Source organism: Halomonas sp. SIMBA_159 (genome assembly GCF_046536035.1).
Classification (GTDB): domain Bacteria; phylum Pseudomonadota; class Gammaproteobacteria; order Pseudomonadales; family Halomonadaceae; genus Vreelandella; species Vreelandella venusta_A.
Genome location: NZ_JAWJBT010000009.1, coordinates 1 through 15025 on the forward strand (window position 1 = coordinate 1; position 15025 = coordinate 15025).

15 protein-coding genes are annotated in these 15025 nt (G+C 57.0%); 6 read left to right on the forward strand and 9 right to left on the reverse strand.

Annotated elements, in window-relative coordinates; translation table 11 throughout:
• Positions 1-118: 118 nt before the first annotated feature.
• The 6 genes from R0J87_RS07130 to R0J87_RS07155 form a co-directional block, all read right to left on the reverse strand.
• Complete coding sequence (locus tag R0J87_RS07130) at positions 119-1138, reverse strand: metal ABC transporter solute-binding protein, Zn/Mn family (protein ID WP_498885268.1); 1020 nt, start codon at positions 1136-1138, stop codon at positions 119-121.
• A 44-nt stretch (positions 1139-1182) separates the two neighbouring features.
• Entirely contained in the window at positions 1183-2073 is an 891-nt protein-coding gene (locus tag R0J87_RS07135; protein WP_498885269.1) for a metal ABC transporter permease, read from the reverse strand.
• Positions 2057-2791: a metal ABC transporter ATP-binding protein gene (locus R0J87_RS07140; RefSeq protein ID WP_054640913.1), complete on the reverse strand. Its 735-nt coding sequence runs from the start codon at positions 2789-2791 to the stop codon at positions 2057-2059. Before R0J87_RS07140 ends, R0J87_RS07135 begins: the two co-directional genes overlap by 17 nt.
• Positions 2788-2937: a hypothetical protein gene (locus R0J87_RS07145; RefSeq protein ID WP_404464822.1), complete on the reverse strand. Its 150-nt coding sequence runs from the start codon at positions 2935-2937 to the stop codon at positions 2788-2790. Before R0J87_RS07145 ends, R0J87_RS07140 begins: the two co-directional genes overlap by 4 nt.
• 212 nt (positions 2938-3149) lie before the next feature.
• A complete protein-coding gene (locus R0J87_RS07150; protein WP_498885270.1) occupies positions 3150-3818 on the reverse strand; it encodes a hypothetical protein in 669 nt (222 codons plus the stop codon).
• 160 nt (positions 3819-3978) lie between these two features.
• The gene (locus tag R0J87_RS07155; protein WP_498885271.1) at positions 3979-4290 is read right to left on the reverse strand and encodes a hypothetical protein; all 312 of its coding nucleotides are present in this window, start codon (positions 4288-4290) and stop codon (positions 3979-3981) included.
• 144 nt (positions 4291-4434) lie between these two features.
• Here R0J87_RS07155 and R0J87_RS07160 point away from each other — a divergent pair, with 144 nt between their 5' ends.
• Entirely contained in the window at positions 4435-6081 is a 1647-nt protein-coding gene (locus R0J87_RS07160) for a diguanylate cyclase domain-containing protein (RefSeq protein WP_498885273.1), read from the forward strand.
• Here the strand turns inward: R0J87_RS07160 and R0J87_RS07165 are convergent.
• The gene (locus R0J87_RS07165; RefSeq protein ID WP_498885275.1) at positions 6030-6980 is read right to left on the reverse strand and encodes an alpha/beta hydrolase; all 951 of its coding nucleotides are present in this window, start codon (positions 6978-6980) and stop codon (positions 6030-6032) included. The two genes, R0J87_RS07160 and R0J87_RS07165, sit on opposite strands and share 52 nt — an antisense overlap.
• A 114-nt stretch (positions 6981-7094) precedes the next feature.
• Here R0J87_RS07165 and R0J87_RS07170 point away from each other — a divergent pair, with 114 nt between their 5' ends.
• Complete coding sequence (locus R0J87_RS07170) at positions 7095-8120, forward strand: acyltransferase family protein (RefSeq protein ID WP_498885276.1); 1026 nt, start codon at positions 7095-7097, stop codon at positions 8118-8120.
• Between the two features lie 126 nt (positions 8121-8246).
• Here R0J87_RS07170 and R0J87_RS07175 read toward each other — a convergent pair whose 3' ends face one another.
• Entirely contained in the window at positions 8247-8840 is a 594-nt protein-coding gene (locus tag R0J87_RS07175) for a glycosyltransferase family protein (RefSeq protein ID WP_498885277.1), read from the reverse strand.
• A 577-nt stretch (positions 8841-9417) separates the two neighbouring features.
• Here R0J87_RS07175 and glnA point away from each other — a divergent pair.
• The 4 genes from glnA (at position 9418) to ntrC (ending at position 14163) form a co-directional block, all read left to right on the forward strand.
• A complete protein-coding gene (gene glnA / locus R0J87_RS07180; protein WP_498885279.1) occupies positions 9418-10824 on the forward strand; it encodes a glutamate--ammonia ligase in 1407 nt (468 codons plus the stop codon).
• A 106-nt stretch (positions 10825-10930) separates the two neighbouring features.
• The gene (locus R0J87_RS07185; RefSeq protein WP_498885281.1) at positions 10931-11464 is read left to right on the forward strand and encodes a DUF4124 domain-containing protein; all 534 of its coding nucleotides are present in this window, start codon (positions 10931-10933) and stop codon (positions 11462-11464) included.
• A gap of 210 nt (positions 11465-11674) precedes the next feature.
• Positions 11675-12733 (forward strand): nitrogen regulation protein NR(II), encoded by a 1059-nt coding sequence (gene glnL, locus R0J87_RS07190; protein ID WP_404344551.1) that lies wholly within the window; start codon positions 11675-11677, stop codon positions 12731-12733.
• Positions 12730-14163 carry a nitrogen regulation protein NR(I) gene (ntrC, locus tag R0J87_RS07195; RefSeq protein ID WP_498885283.1) on the forward strand — a complete coding sequence of 478 codons (1434 nt, stop codon included), beginning with the start codon at positions 12730-12732 and terminating at the stop codon, positions 14161-14163. The genes glnL and ntrC overlap by 4 nt, the downstream gene beginning before the upstream one ends.
• Positions 14164-14168: 5 nt before the next feature.
• On the opposite strand, the gene R0J87_RS07200 is transcribed toward ntrC, so the two are convergent.
• Entirely contained in the window at positions 14169-15023 is an 855-nt protein-coding gene (locus tag R0J87_RS07200; protein ID WP_498885284.1) for a ChaN family lipoprotein, read from the reverse strand.
• Positions 15024-15025: the final 2 nt, after the last annotated feature.

Below are 15025 nucleotides of genomic sequence, written 5' to 3' on the forward strand. Positions count from 1 at the left end.
ATCGGCCACCACTAAAAACGATACGCTTATCAAAGCAAAACCCTGGCCGAAGGGCCAGGGCTTTGTCAGCAGTCTGAAATACCGCCTTCCGGCGGTATTTTGCGCTTCACGGTATGGATCAGTGGCTATGGCCATGATCATCATGGCCTGGTGCTGCCAGGGCGTCATGCAGCACCTGCGCATTGTGGCGCATCATGCCCAGGTACGTACTGGCATCGCCTTCACTGGCCAGCGCATCCGCGTAAAGGGTGCCTGCAATAGGCAGGCCAGTCTCTTCCGCTAGCTGCGTAATGATCGCTTGGTTGGTCATGTTCTCGTGGAACAGCGCCTGCACATTCTCCTGCTCAATCACATCCACCAGAGCCGCCATGCTGGCGCCGCTGGGGTCGGCTTCGGTAGAGAGCCCGACCGGCGAGAGGAAATTGACGCCGTAGGCGCTTGAGAAATAGCCAAACGAATCGTGCCCGGTGATCACACTGGCCGACGCAGGAATCTCGCTGAGCAGCTCACGAATCTCGGCATCAACGCTATCCAACTCCGCCAAGTAGCGCTCGGCGTTGGCTTGGTAGCTCTGCGCATTGGCGCTATCCGCCTCGATCAAGCCATCACGAATATTGGTGACGTAAACCTTGGCCTGCTGCAGGTCCTGCCAAGCGTGAGGGTCGTCATCGCCATGATCGTGATCGCTATGGTCGTCTCCGGCATGCTCGTCGTGGCCGTGCTCTTCATGCTCGTGCTCGTCATGATGCTCATGCGCATCGTGACCGTGCTCATCATCGCTATGCGCTGCAAAAGCGCGCGGAGAAAGGCCGTCGGTGGCGGTGACCATCGGGCCGCTGTAGTCGCTGGAGTCAATCAGCCGCTCCATCCAGCCCTCAAACAGCAAACCGTTGAAGACCACTAAGTCAGCCCCGGCTAGCGCACGGGCATCGCCAGGGCTGGGGGAGAAAACGTGGGCATCGCCATCAGGGCCCACCAGGGAGCTGACTGCCACATGCTCTCCACCGACGTTCTCTACCATGTCCGCCAAGATAGAAAAGCTGGTGACAACCTGCACCCGCTCGTTCGCCATGGCGGCAGGCAGTGCCAACATGGCCGAAACGCCCACCAGCCAACGCGATGAAGAGAAAAGCGACATAACATGCTCCTGATTTAAGAAATAACCGTATGAACATCAACCCGCTAGTGCGACTGCTCCAGCGCCAAAGGCGTGGTTTTGCGTCGTAACTTAGCGGCCAAGCTGTGGTAACGGCCAAACAGCGCCGAGAGTAAATACGCCACCCCGGCCAGCAAAATAATGCTGGGGCCTGAGGGCGTGTCTAAATGAAACGACAGCAGCAGCCCGCCGGTGCTGGCCATCATTGCTAACACCACGGCAATCCCGATCAAGCCTTCTAACCGCTTGCTCCAAAACCGTGCCGCCGTAGCGGGCAGCATCATTAAGCCAACGGCCATCAGCGTGCCCAGGGTTTGGAAGCCGGCCGTTAAGTTCAGCACCAGCAGCCCTAAAAAGACGCTGTGTACCCAACCGCTACGACTACTTTGGCCGCGTAAAAACAGCGGGTCTAAACACTCCACCACCAGGGCGCGGAAAATAATTGCCAGGGTGATCACAATCAGCGTGCTGATCGAGGCGATCAGCAGCAGCGCGGTAGAGTTAATCGCCAAAATGGAGCCAAACAGCACGTGGGTTAAATCTACACTGCTGCCACCCATCGAGATAAGCATCACCCCAGCGGCCAACGAAATAATAAAAAAGCTCGCCATGGCCGCATCTTCCCGCTGGCCGCCCATCTTTGAGACCGCCCCCGCCAGCAAGGCCACCATCACCCCAAACAGCACGCCGCCCACGCTCATCACCGGCAGCGAAAAGCCCGCCAGCAAAAAGCCCAGCGCCACGCCGGGTAAAATCGCGTGGGCCATGGCATCGCCAATCAGGCTCATGCCGCGTAGCACCAAAAACACCCCCAGCGGCGGTGCGGCCAGTGAAAGGGCAAGCCCGCCGACCACGGCACGGCGCATAAAGCCGTAATCAAACGGTGCAATGAACCATGCATCAAGCAGTGCCAGCATGACGGCCTCCTAAGGTAAACGGCACCACTTGGGCCGGGGCATGCTGGTGGTTGAGCGCGCTGGGAGCGACCCAACGGCCATGGCCGCCATTCAGCATCAACACCTCATCCGCCAAGCGGCGCAGGTGGTCCATATCGTGCAGCACAATAATGATCGTGACGCCCTCGTCGGCCATCTGGCGCAAAATGCGAATCAAAATATCGACGGTGTCGCTATCCACGTTGGCAAACGGCTCATCCAACAGCAGCAGCTCCGCTTCCTGCATCAGCGTGCGGCCAATCAGCGCCCGCTGGCGCTGGCCGCCGGAAAGCTCGCCCAGCGGGCGGTGAGCCAAGTGCGAAATCCCCAGGCGCGCCATAATCTCGCGGCCCTTACGGTAATGGGCGGCACAGTAGCCTTTCATGGCCCCGTGGCTTGGCCAACTGCCGGTCATGACCAGCTCTTCCACGCTCATGGGGAAGGTGAGGTCTAACGCCAGCTGCTGGGGCAGCCAGGCACGGCGGGCTTTATCCACCGTACACACCACCTTGCCGCTAATCGGCCGCAGTTCACCCATAATGGCCTGAATCAGCGTGCTTTTACCGGCACCGTTCGCGCCAATTAATGCGGTAATCGCGCCGGGTTTAATATCGCCATCCACATGCTCTAGCACCGTGCGGCGGCCCTGGGCCAAGTGCAGGTCGTGCAACTGCAAGCGCGAAGAGGAACGCTCGCTCATAGCGGCCACCCGCCTGCCCACACCACCAGCCCCCACAGGGCAAACAGCGGTAGCGCGACAAAGCCCAGCCGCTTAGTGGCCGACAGCGACATCAACGAAAAATGACAAGGACCTTCCTTGTTATGACGATGCATATGCTCACTCATCGAGCGACCTCGCTAACGAATAAATAAGTTATAACATAACATTTGGTGAAACCAAAAAAAGTGGCGGATATTTTACGCGCTCACAGCGTGCTGACAACGGTAAGCGCGCTAATCGTTGAGCAACGTAAAAAGTGCCCCGTCAGTCGAATGACGAAAGGGCTAACAACAGCGGGCACGGTGAGGGGCAGGCAAATGGCGGAGGTAAAGGCGGTTTAATAGCGCCAGGTAGCGCCAATCTGTTGGGGCGACACCATCAGCGCGTATTCACCTTCCAGTGTGAGAGGGCCAAACGAAACGCGGGCGGGCTGAAAGCGGTTGATCGCGCTGGTGGCTTGGTTCGGCTGCGTCCAAATTTGCAGTTCATTAATCAGCATGCCCGTCGCAAAGTTGATGGCACCATCGCGCTCGCGACCGTCAGCCGCAATCACAGCGCCTGCCACCGTGTTCACCACCAGCGAGCTAACCCGCGCTTTCCATCCCCGGCGCTCGCGCTCTGCCTGGGCCAGCTGCAACCCCAAGGCTTGCACGCCGCTTAATTCGCCCTGCGCTTTAAGGCGCTCGTACTCTACCAGCGCCGCCTGATGCGGCTGGCGGTCGGTGAGCATACCACCCAGCGCTAAGGCGGATTTCACGACCCCAACGCGGGCGTCAAAACGGTCGTCCGGGTCGCTGGCTTCACTGGACTGGTAAGCATCATACGCAAGGCTGGCGGCATAGATGCCCGTCCAACCCGCATCCCACCACTGCGCGTGCTGCGCCCCACGCTCAAATACCTCATCGTAAGCCGCCCAATCCGCCCTGGTTTGTGCCTGAACAGGCAGCGACACCAACAGCACCGCCCCCGCCGCTAAGCCCGCTCGTAAACGTTGACGTAACTGCATGGATGAGCCCCAAAGTAATCGATATGAAAGCGTTAATCGTAGCACGGCAAGGGCGTATGGCTTGAGCGACCCAGTGCTGCTTGAGGATGGGCAGGTACGAACTCCCATGCCATGCCTATCGCCACCAGTGATTCCAAGAGTCTGTCTGGCGACGCTTTGGTTACTCCTTCTCCTCATCCTCTACCCAGCGTTCCATGGCGCGTTTGTCGTCGGGGAGGCGGACAATATCGCCTACGTTGAGTTTCTGGTGCGACTTAAAACGGTGGCCGTGCTGGTCGAGAATGGCGGCAACGCGGCCGATGCTGACGGCATCTTCCTCTCGGTAGGTTTCGACTTCGACCCGCACAATGCGGCCCTGGTAGCGGGCGGAAAGGATCGCGCCGGGGTAGGGGGGCGTGTGGTCGGGGTCGTTTTTAAAGTGGGCGGCGACGCTGGCGCTGCCGGGGTCGTCCCATTCAACGTGTTGATGCATGGTCAGTGTCCTTACATAAGCCGTTAGAAAATAAGCAAGCGCTTTCAGTGTAGTGTGCGTTGGCGGAACTCGGCCAATGTTCATAGACAGCCTTTACCTGTGCGCTTAACTTACTTGTTTAAGGGAACCTGGGGGGAGGTGGCGATGCATCCGTACCGTGCGCTATTTGAGCAGTCGGGCACACCGCTGTTTGTGGTTGAACGTTCAGCTCCTGGTGCGATGAATGTATATGCGAACGCGGCTTTTCGGCGCGTGGTGGGCTGGGCCGCTGACAACAGTGAACTGGCCCTGGCGAGCTGCTTTCCGTTAGATGCCAGCAACGTTTTGGCCGCCGTTCAAGCCTGCGATCAGCAGCAGGCGGCGCAGGAGCTGATGGTGGCTTGGGGGGAGTCGCCACGCAGCTGGCAGCTGCAGCTGTCTCCTGTGATTGAAGGAGAGTACCGCGCGGTCTGCGGGTCACTTTTTCAGCAGGCGCTGCCGTTTGGGGAGTCGTTGGATGCGTTGCTGTCGCAACTGCCGGGCTTTATTTATCAGTTGCACTACTCGCTAGAGGGCACGTGGCGCTACACCTATGTGGGGCAGCGCGTGGTGGAACTGTTTGGCATTCGGGTCGATGAGGCCCTGGACGATGCTCAGGCGCTGCTGGCCAACATTCACCCAGGGGATCGCGATGCGGTCATTGAAAGCTCGCTGGAGAGCGCGCGAACGTTAACGCCTTGGAAGCAAGAGTTCCGGATGTTTCACCGCAACGGTGAGATGCTGTGGGTAGAAGCGAACGATCACCCCCACCGTGAGCCGGATGGCAGCATAGTATGGACAGGCTATGCCAACGATATCACCCAGCGTAAGGCCTTAGAGTCGGCGTTAAAGTCCAGCGAGCAGCGGTTCCGTCAGTTGGTCGAACAGGCCAACGATATTATTTATACGCTGAGCGCAGACGGCACCATGACCTATATATCGCCGAACTGGCCACGCATTTTAGGGCATGAAGTGCACGAGGTATTAGGGCGTAACATGAGCTTTGTGCTGCACCCAGAAGACTTAGAGGCGTGCCGCCGCTATATCGCCAAGGTGTACCACACCGCCGAGCCGCAGGGGTTGATTGAGTATCGCGTAAAGCATGCCAACGGTGAGTGGCGCTGGCACTTTACCAACGGTGCGCCGCTGGTCGATGAGCAGGGGAACGTCACGAGCTTTTTAGGGATTTCTCACGATATTACTCCCCGCCGGGAGATGGAGCAGCGCGTGCTGCACTTAGCTCAGCACGATACGTTGACCGACTTGCCCAACAGGGCGATGTTTTTTGACGAGTTGGGGCGGGCGCTGGCGAAGGCGCTGCGGAAAAATGGCCAGCTAGCGCTGCTTTTTATCGATTTAGATCACTTTAAGCCGGTGAATGACCGCTGGGGGCACGGCGTGGGTGATCAGCTGCTCAAAGAGGCGGCCCAACGTATGCGGCTTCGGTTACGCGGCACCGATATGGTCGGCCGTATTGGCGGCGATGAGTTTGTGGCGCTGTTAGACGGCCCTGTTACGAAAGAGGAAGCGCTGGCAGTCGCTCAACAGCTCTGCCATGCCTTGGCAGAGCCGTTTGCATTAACGGTGGCGGATGTCTGTGTGTCAGCCAGTATTGGTGTGGCGCTCTTTCCGCTGCATGCGGGTGAAGAAGCCACGTTGATTCACTGTGCCGACCAAGCGATGTATCAGGCCAAAGCTGAGGGACGCAATCGAGCGGTGCTTTACGCTCCTTCATCTGCCGCAGGCGTTGCCGAGGTTTCGCCTACGTACTGAAACATAAAGTTCAAAGCGGCGGGTAAGCTGGCTCGCCATACCCGCCATGTGTGCCCGCCAGGGTACAGGTCTAGGCGCACTTGCCCCGGTTGAATACGCTCCATGGATTGACGCAGCAGGCGTGCATGAAACTCTGCATCGTACACATCACTTCGTCCGGCGCTAATGTAAAGCGGTACGGGCGGGGTGTCGCTATGCTCAGCGTGAGGGCGTGGCGTGACCTGTAAGCGGTAGCTCTCTAAGTGCGCTGTGTAATTCAGCTGCTCCCAGAGCGCTTGATCAAACTCCCCCTGCTTATTTAAAAACGCTGGGTGCCGCATAGCGGAGGAGTTTTCTGGCGGTGTGGGGGCGTAACTGGCCGGGCTAAGCGCGGCCGCTGCAGCGAACATGTCGGGCCGCTCTAGGGCGAAGTTGAGTGCGCCATAACCACCCGCTGAGAGCCCCGCCACGCCGCGCAGCTGGCGGGTTGTTCCCACGTGGTAGGTGGCTTCGATATGCGGCAGCAGGTCGTTAAAAAAGGCGCTGTGAGCCGCTTCGTTGTGCCCATCTACCCACCAGCTTCGGCTACCGGGCATTACAAACACTGCGGGTGGCAAATGCCCGGCCTCGATGAGTCGGTCGGCGGTTTGAGGCAGGTTGCCCCGCGTGGCCCAGTCCAGCTCGTTACCAAAAGAGCCGTGCAGCAGGTAAATCACCGGGTAGGGCGCTGACGCTTGTTTGTCATACCCCTCGGGTAAATACACGGTGTAGGGGTAATCGTAACCCAGTGTGGGCGAGAAGAATTGCTCGCGGGATACCTCGCCAGCAAACGTAAGGCTGCTCAGCGTTAGCCAACCAAAGAAGCCAACCACATAGCCTGCCCAGCGTTTACAACGCGCAAGGGTCGGTTTTTTGAGCATAAAGCCTCCAGGAATTTACCGGCGTTTGAATGGTCGGACAACGCTGTAAGCCGAGGTGTTCATTCACGTAAGCCTATATCTAAGCCTAGCAGCAGTGGTTGGGTGGGAGGGTTAATGCAGAAAATAGAGGAGATTTACTGGCTGCGTGCTTACGGCTGTGTGGCCGTATTTTTATTTCACTGGCTGGACCATCTGAATCAGCGGGTGGATAACGTGGTGACCGATTTGATGCGGATTCCCCTGGTGCTGGGCACGCCGGTGTTTCTGTTTATCTCCGTGTTTGTGTTTGCCGTTCGCTATGACAAGGAGGTGCCACCGGGTTTTCTGCTGCAGCGGCTGAAGTACGTCATGCTGCCCTATTTGGTGTATGGGTTGATCTACTCCACTGCCCAGTGGTGGCAGTTGGCCGATAGTGATAACGCCATAGGCTTTTGGGAAAACGCAAAAGCCTATTTTGTTTATGCGGGTTGGCATGGCTATTTTTTGATCATCGCTATGCAGTTTTATGCCGCCTACTGGGCCTACACCCGCTGGCAGCTGTGGCGCTTTCACCCCGTAACGTGGCTGTGTGCGGCCTGTGTGGTAAGCATGGCGTACTGGGGATTCGCGTATTGGTTCGAGATTGAGCCGCCGGGCTATTTATTGTGGATCGCACCACTAGGCTGGGTGTACCTGTTTTTCTTAGCGCTGGTGTTGGTGCGCTACTACCCGTTAACGCCTTCCGAAACGTTGATTGAGCGCCCCCTATGGCTGCAAACCCTCTCCCAGCCCCGCTGGCTTGCGCTGTTTGTCTGTTTCATCGTGCTGGCCACCTTTGCCCACTGGCTGGCGTTCTCCTCCAAAGAAGTGTGGGTCATTCCGTTTTTCGTGCTGTTCACACTGGCGTTGATGCGCGGCTTAAAAGGGCGTCGAGCCCCTGGCTGGGTGCGCTATATCAATGCCTACTCGTTCGGAATTTACCTCGCACACCCGATGTTTTTCACCTTGACCGATACGTTGGTGGGCATCAACGCTCTTCCGCTGGTAGCGTATGCGCTGTTGCTGATCGTAGTCGGTAGCGTTGGGTCGATTTTGCTCAACAAGGCGGCCAATACCACTACGCTAGGCGCGATGCTGTTTGGTAAGCGTTTAAAGGTCTGAGGGATGCAAATCGTCATCAGCTCTCAGCTCTTAGGTTTCAGTAAGTAGCAAGCAGTAAGTAGTGACAGCGGAGTCGACGTTTTACAAAGAGCAGAGGCAAGGGAAAAGCAGGAAGGAGCGTAGACGCTATAGCGAGTGAGTAGGGGAAGTGCCGTCTGGCGACCCTCGTGCAAGGCCAAGCGATTCACCGCTTAAGGATTTTAGCCGCGTAGGGCAGGCGTATAGGCGCTGCAAGAAGTCGAGCAGGGCAGGCTCATCCAACTCTGGATCAAAGCCACCAATGCGCTCAAGCCATTCCCGGCGAATGGCGATATAGGGCGGTACCGTGACGGCAGAACTGAGAAAGTGCAGCAGTAGCCGTTCTGACAGTCGCGGGGCGGCGGCGTTGATTAACAGTGCGTCCATCGCGCTATTAAGCTGGGGGTAGAGTAAGTACAGCTGCGCTGCCATAGGTTTTTTATGTAGTGCAATCAGCAGCCACTCCGCTTGGCTGACATACGCCGCCTGATTGAGTCGGGCACCCAGCGTGTGAGAGGGCGTGACGAGGCAGTGGGCGTGATAGCGCTGTTCAAGGTCGGTGAGCCGCTCGTCTGTCTGTGAGCAAGTCACAATGATGGGCACCATGTGGTCAGCCAGACCAGACCGGCGGATAGAGCGTAAGTGGCGCGGTAGCAAGGCTCCTGTCACTGAAGCATCTACGATAAAGCAAACCGTACCCATGCACGCGGCTTCCTTTTGTTATGAAACCTATCTGATTGTAATTTATTGTAGATGTGGGTTTCTTTGTGTAGCAAGAGAAAGTTTTTAACGGCAATGGCGGATATTTATTTTTTTATGATCATTTTTGGTGCGATATGGATATTTTATGCACCAATTATGTGCGATCAGTGAAAAAGAATGATGGTCTCCACGCTTTTTATGCCCCTTTGCTGCATTACGAAGCACGACTCAGTATGATTTTTATAGTTATAAAACAATGCCTTGATATTTTTTAATCCCATTATGGTGCAGGGTTGGCACGGTATGTGCTTTTGTTTTTCAAGTGATTTGCAGGCAGTTTTGCAAACAGTTTTACAGCGGCTAGCGAGTCGTAGGCAGAAGCCTCGCGGCGTGCTACAACGATAGCCGGTCTGAAATGATCGCTGAGCGATTTGTTATCTATCGTCAAGCAAACGTCTAGCGAACAAAAAAGACAAACGCGCCACATGCAGCTGCGTGTTGAACGATTTGTTGAATAACACTTTTATCGATAGCTTACAGTTACACGCTTTAAGCCACGCTCATATCGGAGGACACTATGTCAGCCAAGACTCTCGCGCTAATCGAAGAACATGATGTTAAGTGGGTAGATCTGCGTTTCACCGACACGCGCGGTAAAGAGCAGCACGTCACCGTACCGGCACGCGACGTGAATGAAGAGTTTTTTGAAAACGGTCAAATGTTTGATGGTTCCTCCATTAATGGTTGGAAGGGCATCAACGAGTCTGACATGATCCTGCGTCCGGAAGACGGCACCGGCTTCCTGGACCCCTTCACCGAAGACGCTACCCTGATTCTGCGTTGCGACATTATCGAGCCGGCTACTATGCAAGGCTACGATCGCGACCCGCGTTCTATCGCTAAGCGTGCAGAAGCTTACCTGCAGTCTACCGGTCTGGGCGACACCGCTTTCTTTGGCCCAGAGCCGGAATTCTTCATCTTTGACGAAGTACATTGGAAGTCCGACATCCAGGGCTCTATGTACAAAATCACGTCTGATGAAGGCGCTTGGGCAACTGACAGTACAGTAGAAGGCGGTAACCTGGGTCACCGTCCGCGCCTGAAAGGCGGCTACTTCCCGGTTCCGCCGGTTGATAGCTTCCACGATATCCGTGGCGCGATGTGTAACACTCTGGAAGCGATTGGCCAAACCGTGGAAGTACACCACCACGAAGTAGCTAACGCAGGTCAGAACGAAATCGGCGTTAAATTCAATACGCTGGTGAAGAAAGCTGACGAAGTTCAGGAAATGAAGTACGTGATCCACAACGTGGCACACGCTTACGGCAAAACCGCTACCTTCATGCCGAAGCCGCTGGTAGGCGACAACGGTTCTGGTATGCACGTACACCAGTCGTTCTGGAAAGATGGTCAGAACCAGTTTGCTGGCGACGAGTACGCGGGCCTGTCTGAAATGGCGCTGTACTACATTGGCGGTATCATCAAGCACGCTCGTGCCCTGAACGCCTTCACCAACGCCTCTACCAACTCGTACAAGCGTCTGGTACCGGGCTTCGAAGCACCGGTCATGCTGGCCTACAGTGCCCGTAACCGTTCTGCTTCTATCCGTATTCCTTACACCGCTAGCCCGAAAGGCAAGCGTGTAGAGACTCGCTTCCCTGATCCGACTGCCAACCCCTATCTGGCGTTTGCAGCGATGCTGATGGCGGGTATCGACGGTATCAAGAACAAGATCCACCCTGGCGATGCCATGGATAAGAACCTGTACGACCTGCCGCCGGAAGAAGGCAAGTCCGTACCGACCGTTGCCAACAGCCTGGATCAAGCGCTGGAAGCACTCGACGCTGACCGTGCGTTCCTGACCGAAGGTGGCGTGTTCACCGACGATATGATCGATGCCTACATCGAACTGAAGATGGAAGACGTTGAGCGTATTCGCATGACGACTCACCCGATCGAGTTCGACATGTACTACTCTTGCTAAGAACGGTCTTTAATGACGGTGCTAAAATCACCCTTGCGGTGTGATTAGCCAGAAAACCCCGCCTCGGCGGGGTTTTTTTATGGAAGCGAAGACTCAGGGGCTAGTAATGATGAGCAGACGACGTTTGCAACACAGAATAGGCTTATCCACAGCGGCGGTGCTTCTACTGTGCCTGTGGGTAAGCGTAGCCCAGTCGCAAACGGTGTATCGCGTGGTGGATGAGCAGGGCAACGTGACGTTTACCGATAACCCTGAGCGGGGTGGGGATGCCATTACGCTGGCACCGTTGCCCAGCATGCCATCGGCGTCGCGCCCTTCCACAGCGGCACCGCGCAGCCTGGGCAGGCCGGGGCAGCCGTTTATGCCTTATGACCGTTTTACGATTGCGAATCCCGCTAGCGGTGCTTCCGTGCATGGCGGTATGACGCCGGTGGAAGTGCATGTGGTGCCGCCACTGCGAGACGACCACCAAATTCAACTGCTGGTGAATGGCGAGCTTAGCCAATCCGCTCTGCATAGCGATGCCTTCTGGCTTGCTGGCCTCTCGGCGGGTCAGCATCGGTTGCAGGCTGAGCTATTAGACAACCAGGGGCGAGTGCAGCACCGCACTGATCCGGTGACTATTTTTATTGCCGAATAACATAGTGCACTACAATGGTGCATTAAGGCGGTCGTGTTGACGGGCGATTGCGCTATAAAGGGTCGTGCTCTCCCCGTGCCCTGCCCATAAGCCGTGCAAATCGCGGTTTGCGCCGAATTGGCGCGCTTTTTGCAGTTCCTCCTCTAATACCACTCTTTCTATTGATCAGTGCGGCTTCGTATTTATCATAGCGACGTTTTAGGACACGCCATGTATCAGCGCTTACTTGAACACCTCACCACTGCAGTTCTACTGCTCGACGGTGAACTCCGCGTCCGCTGGATGAACCCAGCGGCGGAAGCGCTGCTGGCAGTAAGTTTCAGCCGCGTGCAGGGCATCAGTTTAGATACCCTGCTGGGCGGCGATGAAAGCATTGACGAAGTGCTAGCTAAAGCCCGCGATGCGTTTCATCCCTATACCCAGCGAGAAGCGCGTATTACCCCGCTGAACAGTGAGCCCTTGACCGTTGACTACACGGTGACACCGCTTTCGGCGGATGAGCTGCTGTTGGAAGTGGAACCCCGTGATCGTTTGATGCAGATCTCGCGAGAAGAAGCCCTGACCACCCGTCAAGAGACCATTAAGGTGCTAGCGCGAGGGTTAGCTCATGAGGTGAAGAACCCGCTGGGCGGAATTCGCGGCGCAGCACAGCTGCTGGAGCGGGACCTAGACGACCCGGCCCTACGGGAATTCACCCATATCATCGTCGAAGAAGTTGATCGGCTGCGGGACTTGGTGGACTCCATGCTAGGGCCGAATCGCATCATTAAGCACGAGCCGGTCAATATTCATAAAGTGCTGGAGCGGGTGCGAGCGCTACTGATTGCCGAGCACCCCCATGTCACCGTCAGCCGTGATTACGACCCCAGCCTGCCGGACCTTTCCGGTGACGAATCTCAGATGATTCAAGCGGTGTTGAACGTGGCGCGTAACGCAGTGCAGGCCATGAGCGATGCAGAGACCCCCTCGCCGGAGCTGATTCTGCGCACCCGTGCCCGCCGCCAGTTCACTCTGGGCGCCGAGCGGCACCGGCTGGTGAGCGAAGTGGGCGTGATTGATAACGGCCCAGGCATTCCAGAGGCGCTGCGTGAAACTCTTTTTTACCCGATGGTGTCTGGCCGCGCGGAAGGCAGCGGTTTGGGGCTGTCGATTGCTCAGTCAATTTTGCACCAACATCAAGGATTGATCGAATGCGACTCACGACCCGGACACACCGAATTTCGTTTACTGATTCCATTGGTTATTAATTGCACCGGAGAAGCGTCATGACTGAGGCGACACGTACCGATGTTGCACGGGTGGTTATTGTCGATGATGACCGCGCTATCCGCTGGGTGTTGGAGCGCGCGCTGGCTCAGCCAGACCTGGATGTCGAATGTATTGAGCGTGCGGATGTAGCGCTACCCAGGCTGTTAGAAAACCCGCCGGATGTGCTGGTCACCGATATTCGTATGCCGGGAATTGATGGGCTGGATTTAATGTCGCGGGTGCGTGAAGCCCACCCAGACCTGCCGGTCATTGTGATGACCGCGCACTCTGATTTAGACAGCGCCGTGGCCTCTTATCAGGGCGGGGCGTTTGAGTACTTACCCAAACCGTTTGATGTGGATGAGGCGCTGGCGCTGGTACGCCGCGCGGTGGCTCATGCCCGTGAACGCCAGCGGCCGGTGAGCGTGCCTGAGGGCTTGAGCGCCGAAATCATCGGCGAAGCCCCGGCCATGCAGGAAGTCTTTCGCGCCATTGGGCGGCTCTCCCATTCGCATATTACGGTGCTGATTAACGGCGAATCGGGTACGGGTAAAGAGCGAGTGGCCCAGGCGCTGCATCAGCACAGCCCTCGCTCGGGCAAGCCGTTTATTGCGCTGAATATGGCGGCGATTCCACGCGATTTGATCGAATCCGAGCTGTTTGGTCATGAGAAAGGCGCGTTTACCGGCGCGGCCCAGCAGCGCCAGGGGCGCTTTGAGCAAGCCAACGGTGGCACGCTGTTTTTAGATGAAATCGGCGATATGCCCTCCGAGACGCAAACCCGTCTGCTGCGGGTGCTGGCCGACGGCGAGTTTTACCGCGTGGGCGGTCACACGCCGGTGAAAGTGGACGTGCGTATTATTGCGGCCACGCACCAAAACCTTGAATCCTTAGTGGACGATGGCCGCTTTCGTGAAGACTTGTTTCACCGCCTGAACGTCATTCGTGTGTATCTCCCGCGCCTTGCTGAGCGCCGCGAAGATATTCCTCGGCTCACTCGCCACTTCTTGGCCGAGGCGGCCAAAGAGCTCACCACCGATATCAAAGTGCTGACGGCAGAAGCAGAGTCGCATTTAACGCGGCTGCCTTGGCCCGGTAACGTGCGCCAGTTAGAGAATATTTGCCGCTGGCTAACGGTAATGGCCTCAGGAAGGGAAATTCTCGTAGAGGACCTGCCGCCCGAACTGCGCACAGTGGGAGCGTCGGAAAGCAGCGTTCACGGTGATTGGCGCTCTGCGTTTCGTGATTGGGCCGACCACGCCCTGGCAGAAGGCCATACTCACCTTCTGGAAGAGGCAGTACCTGATTTTGAGCGTATTCTGATTGAAACCGCCCTCAAACATACCGGTGGGCGCAAAGGTGAGGCAGCGGAGCTGCTAGGCTGGGGGCGCAATACGTTAACCCGTAAGCTCAAAACGCTGTTACCTGCATTAGCTGCAGACGACGCCTAGTGTGCTCATTCAATAGAAGCGGGGAGGACAAAGACAGCATCGGCAAGCGCTGGGTCTGGCAGGCTGCACTCGGCCTGCTCCCATGGCAGCAGGCTGACGGTGTGTTCAATCCCCAGCCCTTCTAGCTGGTGTTCCACACCGTGGCCGTAGATGACGTGGCCAAGGCCCATTAAGCCAACGGCTAACGCGCCCTCTTTTGCCGCGTCTGCCAGGCCGTGGGCCATGGCGATATCCCAGGTCAGCTGCGCTTGGGTAAAGCGTGCCAGCATTTCAGGGTTCTCTTGCCCCATGGCATGCTGTTCAAACACCTCTTTTAACCGCGTTTGGTACTCAGCGCTGGCGGGCAGCGGCGGGGGAATCTCGTGGCGCTGTTCGGCGGGTACGCGTTCAAAGCCCTGTTGTGAGAGCTGCTGGCGTAGTTCAGGGGAAATGTTGAGCGCGACCAGCGGTATCTGCTGTAGTCGTGCAAAGTGAAAAATGGGTAGATACAGCTCGGCATCAAACCCCCAGGCTTCTTCCCAGTGGCTCTCAGTGAGTAACGCTTCCTCGGTAAGCTGGCCTGCTACCCATTGATCCAATACAGGCTGTGCGCTCCTGGGCAGCATCTCTAACCCAATGACCATCTCTTCTCGAAGCGCATGAAGGCCCGCCAAGGTATGCAGTTGCCAGCGGTGGTGGTCAATGGCGTCGTGCTGCTCCCCAAGTAAGACCACTTGCTGCTGAGCGGCCTGGGCAAGCAGTGTTGGCGAGGCCACGCTGTTGCCTGCTTGCCACCACTGCCCCGGCTGCGGGCAATCGCCATAGGCGTGCCCGGTAACAAACGCCATGATCAGCGGTGTGAGCACCAGCCTTAGGCGCATAT

What these genes read in the sequence shown, in the direction of transcription:
- R0J87_RS07150 (WP_498885270.1), bottom strand. Translation starts at nt 3,818, where the DNA reads ATGCAGTTACGTCAACGTTTACGAGCGGGCTTAGCGGCGGGGGCGGTG.
- R0J87_RS07165 (WP_498885275.1), bottom strand. Translation starts at nt 6,980, where the DNA reads ATGCTCAAAAAACCGACCCTTGCGCGTTGTAAACGCTGGGCAGGCTAT.
- R0J87_RS07140 (WP_054640913.1), bottom strand. Translation starts at nt 2,791, where the DNA reads ATGAGCGAGCGTTCCTCTTCGCGCTTGCAGTTGCACGACCTGCACTTG.
- R0J87_RS07200 (WP_498885284.1), bottom strand. Translation starts at nt 15,023, where the DNA reads ATGCGCCTAAGGCTGGTGCTCACACCGCTGATCATGGCGTTTGTTACC.
- glnL (WP_404344551.1), top strand. Translation starts at nt 11,675, where the DNA reads ATGTATCAGCGCTTACTTGAACACCTCACCACTGCAGTTCTACTGCTC.
- R0J87_RS07185 (WP_498885281.1), top strand. Translation starts at nt 10,931, where the DNA reads ATGATGAGCAGACGACGTTTGCAACACAGAATAGGCTTATCCACAGCG.
- glnA (WP_498885279.1), top strand. Translation starts at nt 9,418, where the DNA reads ATGTCAGCCAAGACTCTCGCGCTAATCGAAGAACATGATGTTAAGTGG.
- R0J87_RS07135 (WP_498885269.1), bottom strand. Translation starts at nt 2,073, where the DNA reads ATGCTGGCACTGCTTGATGCATGGTTCATTGCACCGTTTGATTACGGC.
- R0J87_RS07145 (WP_404464822.1), bottom strand. Translation starts at nt 2,937, where the DNA reads ATGAGTGAGCATATGCATCGTCATAACAAGGAAGGTCCTTGTCATTTT.
- R0J87_RS07170 (WP_498885276.1), top strand. Translation starts at nt 7,095, where the DNA reads ATGCAGAAAATAGAGGAGATTTACTGGCTGCGTGCTTACGGCTGTGTG.
- R0J87_RS07155 (WP_498885271.1), bottom strand. Translation starts at nt 4,290, where the DNA reads ATGCATCAACACGTTGAATGGGACGACCCCGGCAGCGCCAGCGTCGCC.
- R0J87_RS07130 (WP_498885268.1), bottom strand. Translation starts at nt 1,138, where the DNA reads ATGTCGCTTTTCTCTTCATCGCGTTGGCTGGTGGGCGTTTCGGCCATG.
- R0J87_RS07175 (WP_498885277.1), bottom strand. Translation starts at nt 8,840, where the DNA reads ATGGGTACGGTTTGCTTTATCGTAGATGCTTCAGTGACAGGAGCCTTG.
- ntrC (WP_498885283.1), top strand. Translation starts at nt 12,730, where the DNA reads ATGACTGAGGCGACACGTACCGATGTTGCACGGGTGGTTATTGTCGAT.
- R0J87_RS07160 (WP_498885273.1), top strand. Translation starts at nt 4,435, where the DNA reads ATGCATCCGTACCGTGCGCTATTTGAGCAGTCGGGCACACCGCTGTTT.